Source organism: Butyrivibrio sp. (assembly GCF_017433805.1).
Taxonomy (GTDB): Bacteria; Bacillota; Clostridia; order Lachnospirales; family Lachnospiraceae; genus Butyrivibrio.
The window spans coordinates 54,764-74,949 of sequence record NZ_JAFRGN010000007.1 but is presented as its reverse complement, the minus strand read 5'-3'; the positions used below and the strand labels follow the sequence as shown (position 1 = coordinate 74,949).

18 protein-coding genes and 1 pseudogene are annotated in these 20,186 nt (G+C 33.5%); all 19 read left to right on the top strand.

The window, feature by feature from the left end; translation table 11 throughout:
* The first annotated feature begins 20 nt into the window (after positions 1-20).
* The 19 genes and pseudogenes from IJI01_RS00875 to IJI01_RS00785 all read left to right on the top strand — a co-directional run bounded on the left by IJI01_RS00875 (position 21) and on the right by IJI01_RS00785 (position 20,156).
* Positions 21-956, top strand: a complete 936-nt coding sequence (locus tag IJI01_RS00875) for a hypothetical protein (RefSeq protein ID WP_292184411.1) — start codon at positions 21-23, stop codon at positions 954-956.
* Between the two features lie 683 nt (positions 957-1,639).
* Positions 1,640-2,479 (top strand): annotated as a pseudogene (locus IJI01_RS00870) (DUF6056 family protein); the annotation flags it as partial.
* 165 nt (positions 2,480-2,644) lie between these two features.
* Positions 2,645-3,082 (top strand): hypothetical protein, encoded by a 438-nt coding sequence (locus tag IJI01_RS00865; RefSeq protein WP_292184408.1) that lies wholly within the window; start codon positions 2,645-2,647, stop codon positions 3,080-3,082.
* Positions 3,083-3,575: 493 nt separating this feature from the next.
* Entirely contained in the window at positions 3,576-4,226 is a 651-nt protein-coding gene (locus IJI01_RS00860; RefSeq protein ID WP_292184406.1) for a hypothetical protein, read from the top strand.
* A 35-nt stretch (positions 4,227-4,261) separates the two neighbouring features.
* Positions 4,262-5,320: a glycosyltransferase family 2 protein gene (locus tag IJI01_RS00855; RefSeq protein ID WP_292184403.1), complete on the top strand. Its 1,059-nt coding sequence runs from the start codon at positions 4,262-4,264 to the stop codon at positions 5,318-5,320.
* Between the two features lie 8 nt (positions 5,321-5,328).
* Positions 5,329-6,201, top strand: coding sequence for an alpha-1,2-fucosyltransferase (locus IJI01_RS00850; RefSeq protein WP_292184400.1), 873 nt, complete (start codon positions 5,329-5,331; stop codon positions 6,199-6,201).
* 14 nt (positions 6,202-6,215) lie between these two features.
* Entirely contained in the window at positions 6,216-6,737 is a 522-nt protein-coding gene (locus IJI01_RS00845; RefSeq protein WP_292184397.1) for a hypothetical protein, read from the top strand.
* A gap of 1 nt (position 6,738) precedes the next feature.
* On the top strand, positions 6,739-7,314 hold the full coding sequence (locus IJI01_RS00840) for a glycosyltransferase (protein WP_292184394.1): 576 nt from the start codon (positions 6,739-6,741) through the stop codon (positions 7,312-7,314).
* A 94-nt stretch (positions 7,315-7,408) separates the two neighbouring features.
* Positions 7,409-8,500, top strand: coding sequence for a Gfo/Idh/MocA family protein (locus tag IJI01_RS00835; RefSeq protein ID WP_292184389.1), 1,092 nt, complete (start codon positions 7,409-7,411; stop codon positions 8,498-8,500).
* 26 nt (positions 8,501-8,526) lie between these two features.
* Positions 8,527-9,138, top strand: a complete 612-nt coding sequence (gene hisH / locus IJI01_RS00830; RefSeq protein ID WP_292184386.1) for an imidazole glycerol phosphate synthase subunit HisH — start codon at positions 8,527-8,529, stop codon at positions 9,136-9,138.
* Positions 9,139-9,144: 6 nt separating this feature from the next.
* On the top strand, positions 9,145-9,906 hold the full coding sequence (locus tag IJI01_RS00825) for an AglZ/HisF2 family acetamidino modification protein (RefSeq protein WP_292184383.1): 762 nt from the start codon (positions 9,145-9,147) through the stop codon (positions 9,904-9,906).
* Positions 9,887-11,026, top strand: coding sequence for an N-acetyl sugar amidotransferase (locus IJI01_RS00820; protein WP_292184380.1), 1,140 nt, complete (start codon positions 9,887-9,889; stop codon positions 11,024-11,026). The genes IJI01_RS00825 and IJI01_RS00820 overlap by 20 nt, the downstream gene beginning before the upstream one ends.
* A gap of 15 nt (positions 11,027-11,041) precedes the next feature.
* The gene (asnB, locus tag IJI01_RS00815; protein ID WP_292184377.1) at positions 11,042-12,925 is read left to right on the top strand and encodes an asparagine synthase (glutamine-hydrolyzing); all 1,884 of its coding nucleotides are present in this window, start codon (positions 11,042-11,044) and stop codon (positions 12,923-12,925) included.
* Positions 12,926-12,936: 11 nt separating this feature from the next.
* Positions 12,937-14,253: a glycosyltransferase gene (locus IJI01_RS00810; protein ID WP_292184374.1), complete on the top strand. Its 1,317-nt coding sequence runs from the start codon at positions 12,937-12,939 to the stop codon at positions 14,251-14,253.
* Positions 14,250-15,278, top strand: a complete 1,029-nt coding sequence (locus tag IJI01_RS00805; protein WP_292184371.1) for a glycosyltransferase family 2 protein — start codon at positions 14,250-14,252, stop codon at positions 15,276-15,278. Before IJI01_RS00810 ends, IJI01_RS00805 begins: the two co-directional genes overlap by 4 nt.
* Before the next feature lies 1 nt (position 15,279).
* Positions 15,280-16,338: an acyltransferase family protein gene (locus IJI01_RS00800; protein ID WP_292184368.1), complete on the top strand. Its 1,059-nt coding sequence runs from the start codon at positions 15,280-15,282 to the stop codon at positions 16,336-16,338.
* Entirely contained in the window at positions 16,335-17,213 is an 879-nt protein-coding gene (locus IJI01_RS00795) for a hypothetical protein (RefSeq protein ID WP_292184365.1), read from the top strand. The genes IJI01_RS00800 and IJI01_RS00795 overlap by 4 nt, the downstream gene beginning before the upstream one ends.
* Positions 17,214-17,229: 16 nt before the next feature.
* Positions 17,230-19,041 (top strand): ABC transporter ATP-binding protein, encoded by a 1,812-nt coding sequence (locus IJI01_RS00790; RefSeq protein WP_292184363.1) that lies wholly within the window; start codon positions 17,230-17,232, stop codon positions 19,039-19,041.
* Positions 19,038-20,156 (top strand): DegT/DnrJ/EryC1/StrS family aminotransferase, encoded by a 1,119-nt coding sequence (locus IJI01_RS00785; protein WP_292184360.1) that lies wholly within the window; start codon positions 19,038-19,040, stop codon positions 20,154-20,156. Before IJI01_RS00790 ends, IJI01_RS00785 begins: the two co-directional genes overlap by 4 nt.
* The last annotated feature ends 30 nt before the right edge of the window (positions 20,157-20,186 follow it).

Genomic DNA, 20,186 nt, shown 5'->3' with positions numbered 1-20,186 from the left:
AAGGTGGCACGAATTAGAAAATGAGAAAACTCATGATAAAAATGCTGTTATTTGTCTGCATATGTGCATTATTGGTAACGTCATATATTCGTTTTGCAACTAAGTGTGTATCAATCTATTTGGGTCCGACAACAGCTGATCAAATAAATATGTCATTTAGTAATGCGGTCAGTTCTGATTATAATTGCTACTTTTTGGGCAATTCAAGAATATATAGAGACATTAATCCTGACCTATTCCCTAGTGTGAATTCATACAACTTTGCCCATGATAATGACTCATATAACCAGATGTATTATAAGCTTCTTTATCTGCTTCAAAATAGAAAAAAGATAGATTATTTAATTATTGGAACTGATTATTTTCAGTTTTCTTTCCTATCAGATACTAGAAACTACATTTATTCTAAGCGTTTTTCAAATGAATACAGTAAAGACTTTGGAAATAATTCATGGTTTAAAGAAAATGAAAAATACTACTCAGTAATATGGCAGAATAAACAAAATGCATTTATACCACTTATTATGTACATTTTCAATACCCCTGTTCCTAACGATGTTAGTTATCAAAAGCCAAATGGACAGTACATTGCTTATGGTAATGCTGATCCGGACACAACTATTGATCGAGATTATAGTATTTTAGACCTACAATACAACTACTTCATAAAAATAATAACAACTTGTGAAAATGAAGGAATAGAATTATTTGTTGTTATGCCACCATTGTGGAGTGGGGAAACCAAGTCTCACACAGATGACGAGCGAAAAATAATAGATGAATTGATAATAAATGCTCTTGCTAATACTCGTTACAAAAATAATTACATAAATTATACTAACGAGATGGGATTATCATCATACGAGGATTTTATCGATATCACCCATCTTAAGCCTTTTGTTGCGGACAATTTTAGCAAATATATTAATCAAAAAATATTTGGCAATTTGCGCTAAGTTAATATGTAATAAGCATAACATTAGTTCTATAACAATGAAAAAATAACTAAAAGTAGTATTCTTTGGAGGAAAAATGAAAAAAATCATGAAATAGTGATTTCCATTTTTACAGTATGTTGCATTTTTTACATGGTTATATCAATGGTTCATGCGGCATCATATAGCGTTTTAGCTGCGGATGATTTTAGCCATGGTAATGGAGTAGGTATTTTTCATGTATCTTTTATGGAATATTTATTGGCGTCATTTACGTACTCTAAATCAATATATCTAACTTGGCAGGGAACATATTTCTCAATGTTTTTACAGGCTTTATTAAGTCCGATAAATAATTTTGGATTTAGACAATTGAGATGCATTATGGCTGCAAATGCCTTAATGTTTTATGTTTCACTTATAATATTCGCTTGGAAAGCATTAAGTGTAAATGCCAAAGAAAAGCTCCATGTAAAACTAATGATAATTGCCATATTAGTTTTTTCTTTCTGCGGATTTGAATCTTATCCAGAAATATTCTTTTGGTTTTCTGGAGCTACATCATACAGTTTCCCACTATCTATTTTACTATTTGCGATTGTATTATTTTGGAATACTTATGAAAAGAAAAGTACGATAAGCTTTGTGGGCGCCATTGTACTAGGTGTTATGGCTATGGGGGGTCCCTCACTGTATCAGGGACTGGATGTTTTGTGGCTTTGCTTTTTGTTTTATATCTCTTACTTTCTACAAAAAAAATCCCCGTGTATAATATCATTATTACGATAGCATGGGTAATCGCAGCTGGAATAAATGCTGTGGCACCAGGAAATTTTGTTCGCCATTCAGCGATAGATGAAAGTGGAATACACCCTTTGAGAGCTTTATATGACACAATAAATGTGACTAGTTCAAGATGGAATATTTTATTTAAGTCCACTAATATTGTGTTCTTGATAATATTAGTTTTGTTAATGGGGTTTATGTTTGGTGCAAAATTGGAGAACAATTCCACCACAGATGCTAAAATCATTGTTAGTGCGCTAGGACTTTTTGCGCCTATTGTAACTTCATTTCCAATATCATTAGGCTATTCATCGGAGGCTTTACCAGATAGATGTGCCTTTTTGATGGATGTAGCAATAATTCTATCATCAATAAATTTTTCTTATTTGATTGGAAAAAAACTCAGGTGTCATATTGAATCAGAACAAGAAAAATGTTTACGGATTACAATTATCATGATAGCTACTATCGTATTTATGTTGGATGGATATGGAATTTCAAATGTTAAAATATTCCAAATATCAAGGAACTTGTCTGAAGAAGTATATGAAAGTCATTATTATTATTGTAAAGAATTTATAGAATCGCTAAAAGGCTATAATGAGGGTGAGGATGTTAGAATATCAAGTATTGATTTCCCACCTACAATTGATGATATATACAATTTCTATCTATCGGATGATCCATCTTATTGGGTAAACGTGGCGGTTGCTAAATACTATGGATTTAATAGCATTGCTATTTTTTATGAATATTAGTTATAGTTATTCTTTCTCTAAATACAATTCGGATTCTCGGAACCGTGGCGATGTAAATTCGGCACTGATTTCTAAAGACTGTGAATAGTAATTGTGAAATGCAGTATTTTTACGGGACCGCGCATTGTGCATAATTTTTTACAAAGAATATTGAGGGGGACTTTAGTGATTAAATTCAATAAGCAGGATGAATTAAAAGAATATCGACTAATTATATTACTGGGAATAGGCATCATATTAGCAATATACTTTTTTAAGATAGTGTATGTTTTGAATTGTTCGGGCTCTGATGGGATTGCTTTTCAAACTGAATTGCGTGAAGGTGTCGCTCTTAAAATAGCGGAATATTTACATGATGCAGAAAATCCGTTTTTAATTACCGATGAATTAGGTAGAACTTATCCCGCGTATATGTATGGAGTATTGTTTCCGCTTTTAATATCCCCGCTGTTTTCTCTTGATGTGCACTATGCAATTTTGTTTGCTGAATTTCTTTGTTTGATTATTGAAATGATTGGTGTTTATTTATTTGCTCGAGTAAACATGATGTATCAAAAGCATGTTTCGGTTGTTTTGGGATGCATTTATGGAATATCATTATAATGGAGGTATACTGCATTTGCGGGCGTATATTCTGACTGCTTGGGTGTAACTCTATTAATTATCCTTATTTATGCTACTAAAAAAGATGACGAGTCGGGGAATATAGACCATTACTGTATGCTTTAATATGTATTGCAGAGTTTTATGTTAAACAGTATTTTGTTTTTGTTTCAATTGAACAATTGGTGTATCTTTTTATCAAACGGCGAAAAGATGCATTGTCATTTGCTTTGTATGGAATATTTATTGGGGGAATATCTATAGTTGTTACGGCTATCATGTTTCCGACATATTTTACTGTGAATATATATTTACTTGCTATTTATAATGATTATCAATTATTAAGATCTATTTTGAGATTTATTAAGCTTGGATTTTATTATTTTCCATTATATATAACAGTGCTATGGGCTATTGTCAGTAGAATAATAGTTTCTACGAAAGAAAAAAATATAAAGAATCTATTTCTTTTGCTTCAACATTTGAAGCTGTAATGGCTATTACTATGTTCGTAATAGCTTTATATTTGAGTACAAATGATGGTACATCATACACATATTATATACAATTATTATTCCCTTACTTTATACTTGTTGCAGTTCAGGAATGGAACTATTTGCCTGATAAAATGTTTGTTTTATGTCGACCTAGGCAATTGGCTTGTGTTTTAATAGTTCAAACGGTACTTATATCATCATTTATTTTTATGAATCCTAAACCAGAAAAGTATTTTAGCGAGTATAATCGCCTATATGAGGATTTAGATGCTCGAATAGTAGACGTGGACAAAGTCAAGGTGGATGCACTACCACTTTCATTTTATTGCCTTGAAAAGGGAATATATTCTGATAATTATGGGCATTCTAATTGCTATTCTGTTGGTCTGTTGAACAAGTTAGAAAAGTCAGATGATATAAAAAAGATGATATTTCCAAATGCGTTTAAATTGACGGAGCAGTATGTTGATTATATTGGGGATAGCAAAGAGAAAATAAGTGAAGGCTTTTATGAAGTGGTAGCTTTGGGAGATTATGCTGAAGATGAGTACAAAGAAGTATTGCAAGAAGACGGATATAGATTAAGTGATGAATATCATATTTCGAGCGAGGCTAATAATTGTAATGTATGTATTTGGGTGAAGTGAGGGGATTGGAATATTGATGTGATGAAAGGCTAGCGATGCTTAACGAAAAAAAAAGAAATATTAAATATAGTTTTTTGATTCCAGTATATAATGTGGAAAAATATATAGATAGGTGTATAGAATCTATATTGAGCCAACCATTATTCGAATCATATTGTGAAATGATTTTGGTGGATGATGGATCTACAGATAATTCCGGCAAAATATGTGATGGATATGCTGCTAAATATTCGAACATATTTGTATTTCGTCAGAGTAATTTGGGACTTTTACAGGCTAGAGCTACTGGAGTAAAAAATGCATCAGGAGAGTATTATATTTTTGTTGATTCTGATGATTATATCGAAGATGATTTTTTAGAGGTAATTGATCGCTACATAAGTAAAAGTCGACCTGATGTATTGGTTTGCGGATATTATCTATGCAGTGAAAATGGTAAAAAAAAGAGTTTTATAACTAATTTTGAAACAGAATCTATTTCTAAAGAGTCAATGCTAGAGAAATTTGCCGGTACTGACAAATATAATCGTGTATGGGGGAAAGTTGTAAAAGGGAACTTCCTTAAAGAACACATAGATGAAATATATGATTGTGCAGTTAATATTGGTGAAGATAAGCTTCAGACAGCATATATTATCAAATATGCTTCTGACTTTTTGTTAATAAATGAATGCCTTTACAATTATATATTGAGGGATGATAGTATTGTTCATTATAAAAGCGAAAAGGATATTAGGGATGCGATTTATATATATAGCAAGGTGAGAGGAATTGTACAGAAAATCTGTGATGATCAAAAGTATAGTTCATCTGAAGCCAATGAACTATTATTATCATATGATTCCAATGCGCTGAATACAGTAATGGAGCATTTATTTAAATACAATAAACGAGATATAAGCTTGAGTGAAAAGAAAGTGGCATTAAGTGGCATTTTGGAAGATAATAAGAACTTCTTCGTGTCTAATAAAAAGGAAATAAAGTTGAAGTTTATAAATAAGCTAAGATATCGTCTATACATAAATAAAAAACTCGTGATGCTTCATATGGTAGATAGGATGCTTTTTCGTTTTAAGAAGATGGTATATCGCTGAGATAAATTATGAGAAAAAGAATAATTGCCTTGAATGGTGGACTTGGAAATCAGATGTTCCAGTATGCATTTGCTAGAATGCTAGAAGACAGGAAACATTGTTTGATTGAATTTGATACTGGGTTTTATAGTACGGTAAATGATAGGAAATTAGCCATTCAAAACTATAACATTCATAAATATGATTTTTGCAATCATGAATACTATAATAAAATAAGGCTGCTATTTCAGAAAATCCCGTTTGTGGCTTGGCTAGCAGGAACCTACAAAGAGTATTCTGAATATCAGTTGGATCCAAGGGTTTTTCTGTTTAATTATAGATTTTACTATGGCTACTGGCAGAACAAGCAGTATTTTGAGAATATTTCAAATGACATAAGAAACGAATTGTCTTATATTGGGAATGTTTCAGAAAAAGAAAATGCACTTTTGAATATGTTGGAAGCGCATAATGCCATAGCAATTCATGTAAGACGCGGCGATTATACTCAGGAAGGATATAATAAAATCTATATTTCTTTGAGCAAAGAATACTATAAAAGAGCAGTTTCAATTGCTTGTAAGGAACTAGGAGAAAATAATATTCCCCTGTATGTTTTTTCTGACGATATAGATTGGTGTAAAGCGAATCTTGCGGACATCGGAAATGTTACCTTTGTAGATAATACTATCAGTTCTTCAGCTGATATCGATATGCTGATGATGAAAAAGGCTAGGTGCCTTATTACAGCAAATTCGACTTTTAGTTGGTGGTCTGCTTGGTTGTCAGATCGTGATGATAAGATTGTACTTGTTCCGGATAAATGGCTTCAAGATGAAGAGAAAAATACGAAGTTGATGAAAGCATTTATTTGTGATAAATGGAAGATTGTTCCTGTATAAAAGAGGTAGGTTAGTTGGAAAAAGGATTTTATATACATATTGGCTCTAAAACAGCATTTCTGGGCGTTGAGAAAAAAGTTCTTGCGCAAATCAAGGCTTTATCACAGGAGTATGATGTAGATAGGATAGTCATCGAAAAAGAAGAATCAAACATTATAAAATCCATTTTATGGCGTCTTCCAGGGGGATCATGGGGAGCTAAATATGAAGATGCGCTGGATGAAATAAAAGAAAAAGCTAATGGGAATAAAGTGCATTTTTTCTATATTCGAGCTCAGGTAATGGACAGAAAATACATGTATTTCTTGAGCAAAATCAGGGAAAAATATCCTGATGCTAAAGTGGTATTTGAGCTACCGACCTATCCTTATGATCGTGAGCTTTTTCAGAATGGTACTATGTGGCCATGGTTTTTTAAGGATAGACATTATAGGAAGCAACTAAAAAAGCACGTTGATAGATTGGTGACGTTCTCTGAAGATGATTATATTTGGGGAATAAAAACGATAAGAATTATTAATGGAATAGGAATGTGAAATGGAGAAAAAAGTAATAAATCTATTCACAGTTGGGAATTTTCAAAAGTCTCATGGGTATGAGCGCGTTATTAAAGGTCTGAAACAATACAATGAAGAAGAGCATGAAGTCGAATTTTTGTTTCATATGGTAGGTGAAGGAACAGAACTTAATTATTACAAGAAATTAGTTCAAAAACTTGGATTGACAGATTCGATTTTTTTTTATGGGAAATTAACAGGGGAAAGGCTAGAAGAAGTATATAAAAAGGCAGATATTGGGCTCGGAATCTTTGGCGCATATAAAAGAAAACTATACCTATCCAGTGCGCTTAAAATTAGAGAGTATCTATTACATGGACTACCTATAGTGTCGGGATGTAGAGAAGATATTTTTATAGGTAAAGACGTTCCTTTTTTTATCCAGTTCAATAATGATAGTTCTGTTATAGATATGGACAAAATAGTGCATTTTTATGAGAACTTAGAACAATATGGAACAAAGGAAACACTGAAGGAGACTATCGTTGATTTTTGTAGAAAAAATGCTGATATGAATATTACTATGAAGCCAGTTCTAGAGTATCTTAAGGAATGAGTATAAAGCGTTTTGGCTTTTAGGGGAAATATTGCTATAATGAAATGATTGGTTAAATATTTTCATCTATTTTGGACTTAAAAGGGAGTAGTTTATGAAATATGCGTTAATTGGCTGTGGCCGTATATCACCTAACCATATTGTGGCAGCGCAGAATAATGGCCTTGAGATTGTGGCTATTTGTGATATTGTTGAGCAAAATATGCATGACAAGATGGTGAAGTTCAAATTGCCTGAACAGGTACATTGCTATACTGATTACCTTGAAATGTTAGATAAGGAAAAACCAGAACTAGTCGCTATAGCGACAGAATCAGGCAAACATGCTGAGATCGCAATTAATTGCTTAAAAAAAGGACATGCTAATATAATCATTGAGAAACCTATAGCTTTATCGCTTGCAGATGCTGATCGTATAATTACGGCAGCAAAGGAGGAAGGATTAAAAGTATGTGCTTGCCATCAGAATAGGTTTAACAAGTCTATCCAGAAGATTCGAGAAGCTGTTGATATGGAGAGATTTGGGAAGTTGCTTCATGGAACGGCGCATATTAGGTGGGCGAGAGATTATGAGTATTATTCTCGTGCTAAATGGAGAGGAACTTGGGCACAGGACGGTGGTGCACTTATGAATCAGTGTATCCATAATATTGATCTTCTCAGATGGATGATGGGAGATGAGATTGACTGCGTTGTTGGGATGACTGATCGTCTCAAACATGATTACATTGAAGCAGAAGACCTGGGAATTGCACTTATTAAGTTTAGAAATGGTTCTTACGGTATAGTAGAGGGAACTACCAACATTTATCCAAAGAATCTTGAAGAAACGTTGTATCTTTTTGGAGAAAAGGGAACTGTAAAAGCAGGAGGTACATCAGTTAATGTAATTGAAGAGTGGCGTTTCTCAGACATGCTGGATGATCCAGAAGAAGTTAAGGCTAGGTTTCATGAGAATCCGCCTAATGTATATGGATTCGGACATACACCATTATATGCTGATGTTATTGACGCAATTCAGAGTGATAGGCAACCTTATGTAGATGCAGAGGCTGGTAAAAGAGCTCTTGAGCTTGTTTTGGCTATATATAAATCAGCTGCAACAGGACAGATGGTTAAGTTTCCATTAGACAGCTGTTCAACATTAGAGTTTGAAGGACGGTTTGACAAAATGGGTTCTGTATAAATGTTTATAAATAAGATGGTGGATTGATGATTGTAATTATTGATTATGATATGGGAAATCTGGCTTCTATTAAGAATATGTTACATAAAATAGGATATGATGAAGTTAAGATTTCCAGAAACATAGATGATATTAAGAATGCAGATAAGCTGATTCTCCCTGGAGTAGGAGCATTTGATCAGGGAGTAAGCAATATGCATTCTTTTGGTCTATTTGACGCAATAAAAGATGCTGTGCTTAAAGATAATAAGCCTATTATGGGTATTTGCCTTGGAATGCAGCTGTTAGGACGTAAAAGCGAAGAAGGAGAGTTGGAGGGCCTTAGTTTATTACCGTTTGATTCTGTGAGATTTCGGCTAAATGACGACTACAAAATCCCTCATATGGGCTGGAGCTACGTGGACATTAAAAAAGAGGATTCAATCGTAGATGATATGCAGCGTGACGAGAATAGATTCTACTTTGTTCACAGTTTTCACGCTGTTTGCGATGATGCTTCTGATGTGCTTATGACGTGTAACTATGGTTATGATTTTGTGGCGGGTATATCAAAGGGAAATATATATGGCTTTCAGTTTCATCCTGAAAAGAGCCATAAGTATGGGATGCAAATATTTAAGAATTTTGTCAGGGTATGATAGTTTATGAATAGACCAAGAGTGATACCGACCTTGCTAATACAAGATGGTAATTTGGTAAAAACCAAGAAATTTGATAAGGCGCAGTATTTGGGTGATCCGATAAATGCCATCAAGATATTTAATGAAAAGTATGTTGATGAATTATGTATTCTTGATATTACAGCCACTAAGGAGAATAAAGAACCAGATTTTGAACTGTTAGAAAAGATGGCTTCTGAAGCATTTATGCCTCTTAGTTACGGCGGCGGAATTAATAATATCGATCAGATAAAGAGACTATTTAGATTAGGATTTGAAAAAGTGGTGATTAATACTGCTGCTAGTAACTACAATCTAATAAGACAGGCAGCGGAATATTTTGGTAGTCAGAGTATTGTATGTTCTATAGATTATAGAAAAGGGCTATTTGGAGTTTCATGCTATGTCGAAGATGGCGGTAAGAAATTAAAGCAGAACCCAGTTGATATGGCTGTAAAATATGCTGATTATGGTGCGGGAGAGATATTGTTATACTCTATAGATAATGATGGTATGAGAATTGGTTATGATCAAAAGACAATATCTGCAGTTTCAAGCGCTGTACAGATTCCTGTAATAGCGTGTGGTGGAGCTAGAACAGTTGCTGATCTAAAATATGCATTAGACGCAGGGGCAGATGCAGTAGCAGCAGGTAGTCTTTTTGTTTTTTTTGGAGACAAACAGGCTGTATTAATTAATTATCCAGAAGAGAAAGAGTTAATAGAGAATGGAATCTACAGCAAATAAAAAAATACAGTACAAAATATGTAGCAGATGCATCATGGATACTACCAGCGATCCCAATCTTGTGCTTGATGAAAATGGTGTTTGCAACTATTGCCATGAGTACGATGATCTATGCAAACAGTATAGCCATTATAAGGATAATGGAGAAAAACAGCTTTCTGAAATAATCAACAAAATGAAGGAAGACTGTAAAAATGATGAATACGATTGCGCATTAGGAATATCTGGTGGTGTAGACAGCTCATATCTTTTGTATTTATGTCATGAATATGGACTTAGAGTATTAGCAATTCATGTGGATGCTGGATGGAATTCGGAAATAGCAGTTCAGAATATCGAAAAGATGTGCGCTAAACTAGGATATGATCTTCATACAGTGGTTATGGATTGGCCAACTATTAAGGAATTGCAGCGCGCATATATGTTTTCAGGACTGGCTAATCAAGATGTTCCTCAGGATCACTGTTTTATTGCAGCCGTCAGACAATACTGCAAGAAACATCACATCAAATATTTAATGAATGGTGCCAATCTTGCTACAGAAGGAATTCTTTCCCATGCTTACCAGCAATCGCCAAGAGATTGGATAAATATTAAGGGTGTATATAAAAAGTGTGGAAGAGGGAAAATATCTCTAAAAAAATATCCGCACATTACATTTTGGGATCAGTACTTTGGCTATGAATATTTTTATCCGGTTAAATTTATTAATCCATTAGAATATATTGATTATTCTAAAAAAGGAGCAATTGCTCTTTTGGAGAAAGAGTTTGGCTGGAAGTATTATGGTGGTAAACATTTTGAATCAAGGTTTACAAAGTTCTTCCAGGAAGTTTATCTGCCTCAGAAATATGGATGGGAGAAGCGCAGAGATCATATTTCTAGTCTCATTGTAGGCGGAGAAATGACAAGAGATGAAGGGCTTGCTGAGATTCAGATTCCTACAAGTACGCCAGAGCAGATGGCTGAGGAAACAGAATATGTACTTAAGAAACTCGATATTTCAGAACAAGAATGGCAGGAAATACTAGCTGCGCCCAATAAAACTGTTGCTGATTATCCAAACGAGCTAGCTTTGAAACACTGTTTGCAAAGCATTAAACATAAGATTATTAAGTAAGGGTAAGGAAATAGTATGTGTGGTATTTCTGCTTGTATAAGACAAAAGGGTGTCATTGATAAAGCGAAATTTGAGCTGATGACTGATATAATTGCGCATAGAGGCCCTGATGATAGAGGCACTTTTTATGATGAAAAAGTTGCTCTTGGTCATAGGCGATTAGCTATTATAGATACATCGAGTGATGGACATCAGCCATTTGAAAAGGTTAATAATTTCGTGTTGGTTTACAACGGAGAGATCTATAACTATATTGAGCTAAGAGATGAGTTAATAAGTAGAGGGCATACTTTTCAAACAAAGACCGATACAGAAGTAGTGATAATTGCTTATAAAGAATGGGGGGAGAAATGCGTAGAACATTTTAATGGCATGTGGTCATTTGTTCTATATGATCAAAAACAGCAAAAGCTGTTTTGCTCCAGAGATAGGTTCGGGGTTAAACCATTTTACTACACTGAAAGTGAAGGGATGTTTCTGATTGCCTCAGAAATTAAACAGTTCTTTGAAATACTCGATAATAATCCAAGAGCAAATAGAGAGCTTTTGATGCAGTATATTATCAGAGGTAATATAGAAAGACCTCCATATACGTTATTTAAAGATATTTATCAGTTGAAACCTGGACATAATTTGATTTACGAACTTGATAATCATAAATACACGATTCAGAAATACTATGAAGTTCATAAGAACAAATCATTTAAAGAATCTTATGCAGATGCATGTAATGCCTTTAGAGATGTTTTTGAAGACTCAGTAAGGCTTAGGTTGCGCTCTGATGTTCCACTTGGTTATTTCTTGTCAGGGGGATTGGATAGTTCTGCTATAGTATGTATTGCGGATAGATTAGTAACACGAGATGGTGTAAGGGAAGATTTTAAGGAGCAGCATACTATATCATCATGTTTTGAGGAAAAGGAATATGATGAACAGGAATATATTGATGAAGTTTTAGAGAATACTAATGTGACTTCGCATAAAATATTTCCTGATGAAAAGACGATGATAGCTGAATTGGATAAACTTATTTGGCATATGGATGAACCTATCTCGGGCACCACCGGATTTGCTCAATGGTCAGTGTGTAAAGCTGCCAAGGAGAATGGCCTGACAGTTATGCTAGATGGGCAAGGCTCTGACGAACAGCTTGCAGGGTATACAGATTTTTATACAGTTCTTTTTTTGTATGCCCTAAAAATGCTAAATTATAAGCTTTTTAAAAAAGAAGTAGATGCCTATATTAGACTTAGGGTGCCTACTGAAAAAAGTAATTATAAATTGGTTGTGCTATCTGCAATTAAAAGCTTTTTAACTCCCGTGTTTATGGAAAAGGGGCTTAAAAGGCTTTATTTGATGAAAATTGCTAAATTGCCTTTTAGCCAATCGGTGATAAAGAATGTTTTAAAAAATGAATTGATCTATCCCAAACGCAATCCGGAAGCATTTATTAAGACTTATATGGAAAATGAGCTTTTATATCAGATGCATCAGGGTGATAGGTATTCAATGGCGTTTTCTATAGAATCGAGAAATCCTTTCTTAGACTATAGACTGGTAGATACGGTCTATGATATGCCATTTGAGTATAAACTAAGAAATGGGTATACTAAGGCGATTTTAAGAGATGGATTAAGCGGGATACTACCAGAAAAAGTTCAGAAAAGGATAAGTAAATTTGGATTTGAGACACCTGGTGAGAAATGGTTTGCTGAGAATAGGGATTTTTATCACAGAGAACTTGAAAAAGCTCTGAAGGAGTTTAAAGATTTATTTGATACAGACAGAGTATTGAGGTGGATAAAATCTGATGACAAAGATTTACAGCTTAAAAATGGTCTTATGTGGAGAATTATCGATTCGGCAAGATGGGTTAAGATTTTTAATGTATCAGTTTGAAAAGGTGACAAATGGTAACATATAAGTTTATGGGGCATGTGCCTAATGAGCAAATACTCCAATATTATAACGATAATAAAATTGATTGTTTACTTTTGACATCAGAGAATGAAGGGCTGCCAGTATCAATTATGGAAGCGGAAAGCGCTGGAATACCTATTATTGCTACTAATGTAGGTGGTATAAGTGAGATGATAGATGGGAATGGCTTACTACTGCCTGCAAATCCGACTGCGGATGAAGTTGCAGATGCTATTATTTCTTGCTTAACATGCTCAGAAGATGAGAAAGAGCTTATGAGAAGGCGTTCTTGTGAAATATGGAATAGTAAATTTGACGCTAAATGTAATGCTAAGACATTTGTCACCTATTTAAAGGAAAAGTATTCGGATGTAAAAAAAATCTACTTTTTGACCGAAGGTTTTCCGTATGATACTTCTGATGTAAGTTTTATAAAGTCGGAATTACAAGAATTGGTCAAGAATTATGAGGTATCTATTATTGCCAGAATATGCGGTAATCCTAGCGAGATTATTGATGAGATGGCTAAAGAGAATATTAAAAGTGTTCTAGGACTAGAATATAACAAAGTGAAATATTGCCCATTTATCGACGATTGGAACATATGGAAAACTGTATACTATGGAATCAAATATCTATTTGATAAAAGAATTTTAGATGAGAAATTAGAAATTATACATTCCCCAAAAAGGAAGCTAATAAGAATTTGGGAATCCATAAAATACTACGGAAAAGCAGAGGAATTTTATAAGTGGTTTAATGCAAATATGCAGAAAGGTGAAGCGAGAAAAGAAACTGCATTGGTATATTCATATTGGAATTTAGCTCCTGTTCTTGGCCTTGGCCTAAACATGTCGTCCAATGACGGGATTTATGTTACGACAAGAGCGCATGGATACGACTATCAGGATGAACAATGGCCCCGGAGTCAGCGAAAACCTTTCAGTAAAATAATTGACAAGGTGATAGATGAAATTTTTTTTGTTTGTGATTCCGGGAAAGAATATGAGATTGCTAAATTTGGCAAACAGTTTATGAACAAATATACTGTTTGCTATATAGGTTCTAATTCAGCTAACAGTTTGGACGCTGATTATATACGTTGTGAAAATGTATCTTCTTTTAGAATAGTTAGTTGTGCATCATTAATTCCACTTAAACGTGTTGACATAATAATAGATGCTTTGGTGAAAGTCAATGATATTCTTAGGAATGAGCATGTGGAATGGATTCATTTCGGAGACGGAGTACTAAGACAAGAATTAGAGCAATATGCTGCATATAAGTTAATGGGAAATAAGTTATGAAAGATGAAGAATTGATGCTATCAGTTATCATGGCGGTTTATGAGACGCCTAAAGAATATTTAAAGCAGGCTATTGATAGTATTTTAAATCAATCTTATACGAAATATGAATTTATCATTATAGATGATGGCTGCAAAAACACAGAGACTGTTGAATGTTTGGAAGAATATAATATACAAGATAATAGGATCAAGTTAATCAGGAATTCTAGGAATATTGGTTTGACTAAATCACTTAACAGGGCTTTAAAAGAGTGCAAGGGGAAGTACATTGCAAGAATGGATTCTGATGATATATCATTTCCAGAAAGATTTCAAAAGCAAATTGAATATATGGAGAATAATCCAGAAGTTTGTTTGTGTGGTTCGAATACAGTGGTTTTTGATGGCGATAATATCATATATGATGAGAGTGAGATACGTAGCAGGATTAGAAATAATGAAATATCAGATATTAGAATGCTGATTGAAAATGTTGGATTTGCCCATCCTACATTTATGATGAGAAAAGCATTTTTGGATGAACATGAAATCTGGTATGACGAAAGCTTGAGGTACGCACAGGATTATGGACTAGTGACTGATATAATCATAAAAGGTGGCAAATTACATCGAATAGGGGAATCGCTATTAAAATATAGAGAACATGAAGGACAGATTTCCAGTAGTTATCAAGAAAAACAAGCAAACTGTCAAATGAGTGTTTCAGCCAAAAGAATTGGAAATGTATTCAGAGAATTATCGAAAGATGATTGCGATATCATAGCAGAGTTACCATATGATAATAGTCGCTACAAACCTAGTGACTATTCAAATGCTATCAAGAAAATATTCAAGTTAAACAGAGAAAAGCCTCAATATGACGTAGTAATATTTGAACGTGAATTTTTATATATATGGCATAAAAAAGTAAAACATACTTCTAAAAAGGTTGGGAAGCCTTGGGGGTGGTTTAATTATTTATCTTTATTATCAATACCATCAGTAATTAGTGTTCAGCTAGAAGAGTGGAGATTAAACGAGTAGTATGACCAAAAGAAATGGTAAAATTGATTTTTTGAGATTTATTTTTGCAGTTGTGATTATGCTTCATCATTTAGGTATGCGAAGTAGTCTATTTGATGCTTTTGGTATACATTTTCAAGTGATAAATCAGGGTGGTTTTGCGGTCGTGTTTTATTTTTTGGTTTCGGGATATCTTTTAGCTAAATCTGCTAAGAAAATATCAAGAGATGCGAATATTCCAGATGAAACCACAAAATATATCTGGAAAAAGTATAAATCTTTTATGGTATGGTATATTCCTGCATTCTTTTTATATTTCTTAGGGTGCAGTATGGTTGAAGGAATATCGAGTGGTTTGAAGCAAGTAATTTATAATATACCGGGATTGCTTATGTTAAAATACATTGGATTTGATGGAAGAATGCAATATCCAAATGGCTATTTCGTTCCGGCATCATGGTATTTGTCCGCTTTAATGATATGTTCATTGATTATTTATCCGATTATTCTATTGAAAAGAGAATGGTTTATTAAAATTCTTGCACCACTAACTTCTATAACTTGCGTCTATGTTTTATTGAATTATAAGGATAGATTAAGGTCTTCTAGTGGAATATGGTATCCTTTAGCGGTAATGTGTATTGGATGTATTATGTCTGAATTAAGTGAATACATAAAGTATAATGATACGTTGCGAAAATATAGAATGGCTTTGCATTTGATTGAAATTGGAATTTATAGTCTTTCTTTGGTATACATATGTTCGGATTTGCCAATGCAATTCGAATACCCATTATTTATATTGCTATCTTTTGGTGTGTCAATTTCATTTAGCGGTATTACCAACTATCGGATATATGATAATAGAATATTTACGTTTATAGGAAAGGCAAGTTTTCCTTTATATATTTTACATGAGGCTATTAGTATGATTTATATTGAAGTTCTAAAACGCTTTGGTGTTAATCATGGCATGAAATCCCATATAATGCTTTATCTTCTGTGCATTACTGTGGCTGTAACAGCTCAAATTGTCTATGGAAGCATAGAGAAAAAAAATAGGAGTGGAGGTATGTTTTGAAAGGACAATATACTATAGTTGTGTCCAGTTGTGATAAATATCGGGATTTATGGGATCCTTTTTTCAAAATATTAAAAAATGAATGGGAAGGAATAGAAGAAATACCGATAGTTCTAAATACTGAAAGTGAATTCTATACCTATAAGGGATTGAACATAACGACTTTTCAATTATATAAAACTGATGAAGATGTGTCGTGGACGAAAAGATTGCGTGAAACGCTAAAGCGGATAGATACTGAATATATTATTACTCTTTTAGATGATTTTTTTATGATGGGAAAAATAAATGCGGAAGAGATATATAAGCATATTGGCTGGATGGAAGAAAATAAGCAAATATCAGTGTTCAGTTATATGGAAACATTTTCTGATAATATAAAAGATGATAAGTATGTTGGATTTGAAAAACGACACATATTTGGAACATATAAGTTTAATTGTCAAGCTGCATTATGGAGAAGAACTAGACTAATTAGTTATCTAGACCATGACGAGAATCCCTGGGAATGGGAGACGTATGGAAATTGGAGAAGCTACAGGCATCCATTTCATCTGTTTTATTCGTATGATATAAATTATGATTATATTTTTCCATATATTTATACTGCTGGAGGGATATCATTAGGTGGATTAGGCTTGTTTCGAGGAAGGTGGTACTTACCATACGTGAAGCCTCTTTTTGAAAAGTATGGAATAGATATAGATTTTTCAAAAAGAGGGATTATTTCGGACGAGGAACTGTCTGAAATAATTAAGCAGGGGATTCCAAATGAAAAAGACGTTTCCAAAAAATTCGCGACCATACGTAGATATTACGGAAATATAAAATATATTATACAGAATTGGAGTTTGATAAGAAAACATTTTTTCTGATCAAAAGTATAGATGTATGAATGATTATAAATCTTTAAAAAGAATAATTTCCGAATTGCTTTTTATTATGACCACAGAACAAAAGAGAAAATCTATTTTTGTTTTTGCAACAATGATAGTATGTTCTTTACTAGAACTGCTTAGCGTTTCTGTAATATATCCATTTTTGGATGTTATGGTTTCTGATAAGCATGTAGAAGAAAAGTGGTATACAAATGTCCTTTATGATTTTTGGCCTGATATGACATCAGTGCAAATGATTTCAGCTATGGGAATTGTGATAATAATTATATTTTTGATTAAAAATATTGTTGCACTTGTTTGTGTTTACGTGCAACAAAAGTTTTCTGCAAGTTTTCTTAGAGAATTATCTACTCTGATGCTGGAATCATATTTGAAAAGGCCATATGAATTTTTTGTTAATACTAACAGTGCTGTAGTTATCAGGGGAATAAATGGTGATACATCTGCTGCTTATCAGGTGTTGTTAAGTTCGTTTGAATTTTTGACAAGTTTCTTTACGGCAATTATGATTGGCATTTATTTACTGGTAACAGATTTATTTGTTGCGGTAGGAGCGATTTTTCTTGCAGCTGCTTGCTTTTTTATCATTATTTATGGGTTTAAGAAAAGAATGAAGCAGGCTGGTATAGCATGTGTTGATGCTAATACTAAGCAATTCATGTATAGTTATCAGGCAGTTAATGGAATAAAAGAGATTACTGTAATGGATAGACGTGACATATTTATTGAGCAGTATTCGAAGGCATCTAAAATATTAGAAAAACTTACAGTTACAAGCAATTTTATTGGAGCCTGTCCAGACAGAATTCTTGAAGGCGTATGTGTAGGAGGTTTTATTGGCATTGCTTGCATTAGGATATCTATGGGCGTAGATGTGGCAAGTTTTATTCCTGTATTAGGCGCATTTTCAGTAGGGGCTTTTAAAATACTTCCTTCCGTATCAAAAATGTCTACAAGAATAAATAATATAGTGTTTAATCAAGCTAGGTTGAGTATTTGCTATGACAATATTTCTGAAGCAAGAAAGATTGATGAAAATCGTATTAAGGAATCTGTTATGGCAAAAGATGTTAGTGATAATAATATTCAGTTTAGAGATCATATAAGTATTCATAATATTTCATGGAAATATAAAAATTCAAAAGAAAATGTTATTAGTAATCTAAATATGGTTATCAGAAAAGGGGAGTCCATTGCACTAATTGGAGCGTCTGGATCAGGAAAAACCACTTTGGCGGACATAGTGTTAGGATTATTTGTGCCGCAGACTGGTGAAATACTTATGGATGATTATGATGTTAGTAAGATTCCGCATGTATGGGCGAGAACAATAGGATATGTGCCACAAAATGTATATTTGATTGATGATACTATAAAAGCAAATATTGCGTTTGGTTTGCCAAATGAGATGATTGATGAAGAAAAAGTAAGGGAAGCTTTAGAAAAGGCTCAACTTGGTGAATTTGTTGGAAATTTGCCTGATGGTATCGAAACTGTTGTGGGAGAAAGGGGGGTGAAATTTTCTGGAGGCCAGAGGCAAAGAGTGGCCATAGCAAGAGCTTTATATGAGAATCCAGAGATTTTGATATTAGACGAGGCAACGTCAGCATTAGATACAGAAACTGAGAACGCCGTAATGGAATCAATTGATGCACTTATAGGAACCAAAACACTTATTATTATTGCTCATAGATTGTCTACAATAAGAAATTGTGACAGAGTGTATGAAGTGAAGGATGGTGAGGCAATTGAACGGAATAAGTTAGATATAATTCCGCAGGAGTTGCTGGGGGGCATTAAATGAATACATCAAAGAAAATGATTTATGTAACTAGATCTTCCATGCCTCCAATGGAGGAATACATAAATGAGATAAAAGAATTATGGGAATCACATTACCTTACCAATATGGGAACTAAACATGAGCAATTTGTTGAAATGCTTAAAGTGTTTTTAGGGGGGGTGGAAAATATTGACCTTCTAACTAATGGCCATATGGCGCTTGAATTAGCATTACAAGCTATGAATCTCACAGGTGAGGTTATTACTACGCCTTTTACATTTGTATCAACTACACATGCTATTGTAAGAAATGGTCTTAAACCAGTGTTTTGTGACATAAACCCAAATGATTATACAATTGATGTCAACAAGATTGAGCAAATGATTACAGATAAAACCAGTGCTATTTTACCTGTCCATGTTTATGGAAATGTGTGTGATGTTGAAGGTATACAAAAAATAGCTGATAAGTATGGCCTTAAAGTTATTTATGATGCAGCGCATGCTTTTGGAGTAAAATATAAAAATATTGGTATTGGTAAATTTGGTGATGCATCTTGTTTCAGCTTTCATGCTACTAAAGTTTTTAACACGATAGAAGGTGGCGCTGTGATTTTTAGAAATAAGGCGTTTTCCAGAGAAATTTGCAGGCTTAGAAATTTTGGTATAAAGAATGAAGAAATTGTGGATGCTATAGGTGTAAATGCCAAGATGAACGAGTTTTGTGCGGCGATGGGGCTATGTAACTTAAGGCATATTGATGAAGAAATAAAAAAACGTTCTCAGGTAGTACAGGCGTATATAGCTAATTTGAAAGATATTCCAGGCTTGAGATTAAATTATGTCAGCGAGAATGTGTTGCCTAATTATTCATATTTTCCTGTACTTTTTGAAAAAGAGTTTGGCACAAGCCGAGATGAGGTTTATGATAGGTTGATTGAAAATGGATTTATGGCTAGAAAATACTTTTATCCTCTTACAAATGGGCTTGATTGTTACAAAGAAAGCTTTGATGTTTCGTTAACTCCAGTAGCTTTGCACGTAAGCGAGACTGTTTTGACATTACCACTATATGCGGACTTATCAGTTGATGACGTTGACAAAATATGTAATGTAATTAGGATATGTAGAAAATGAAATAATTAATAGATAAGAGTTCGAGGTACA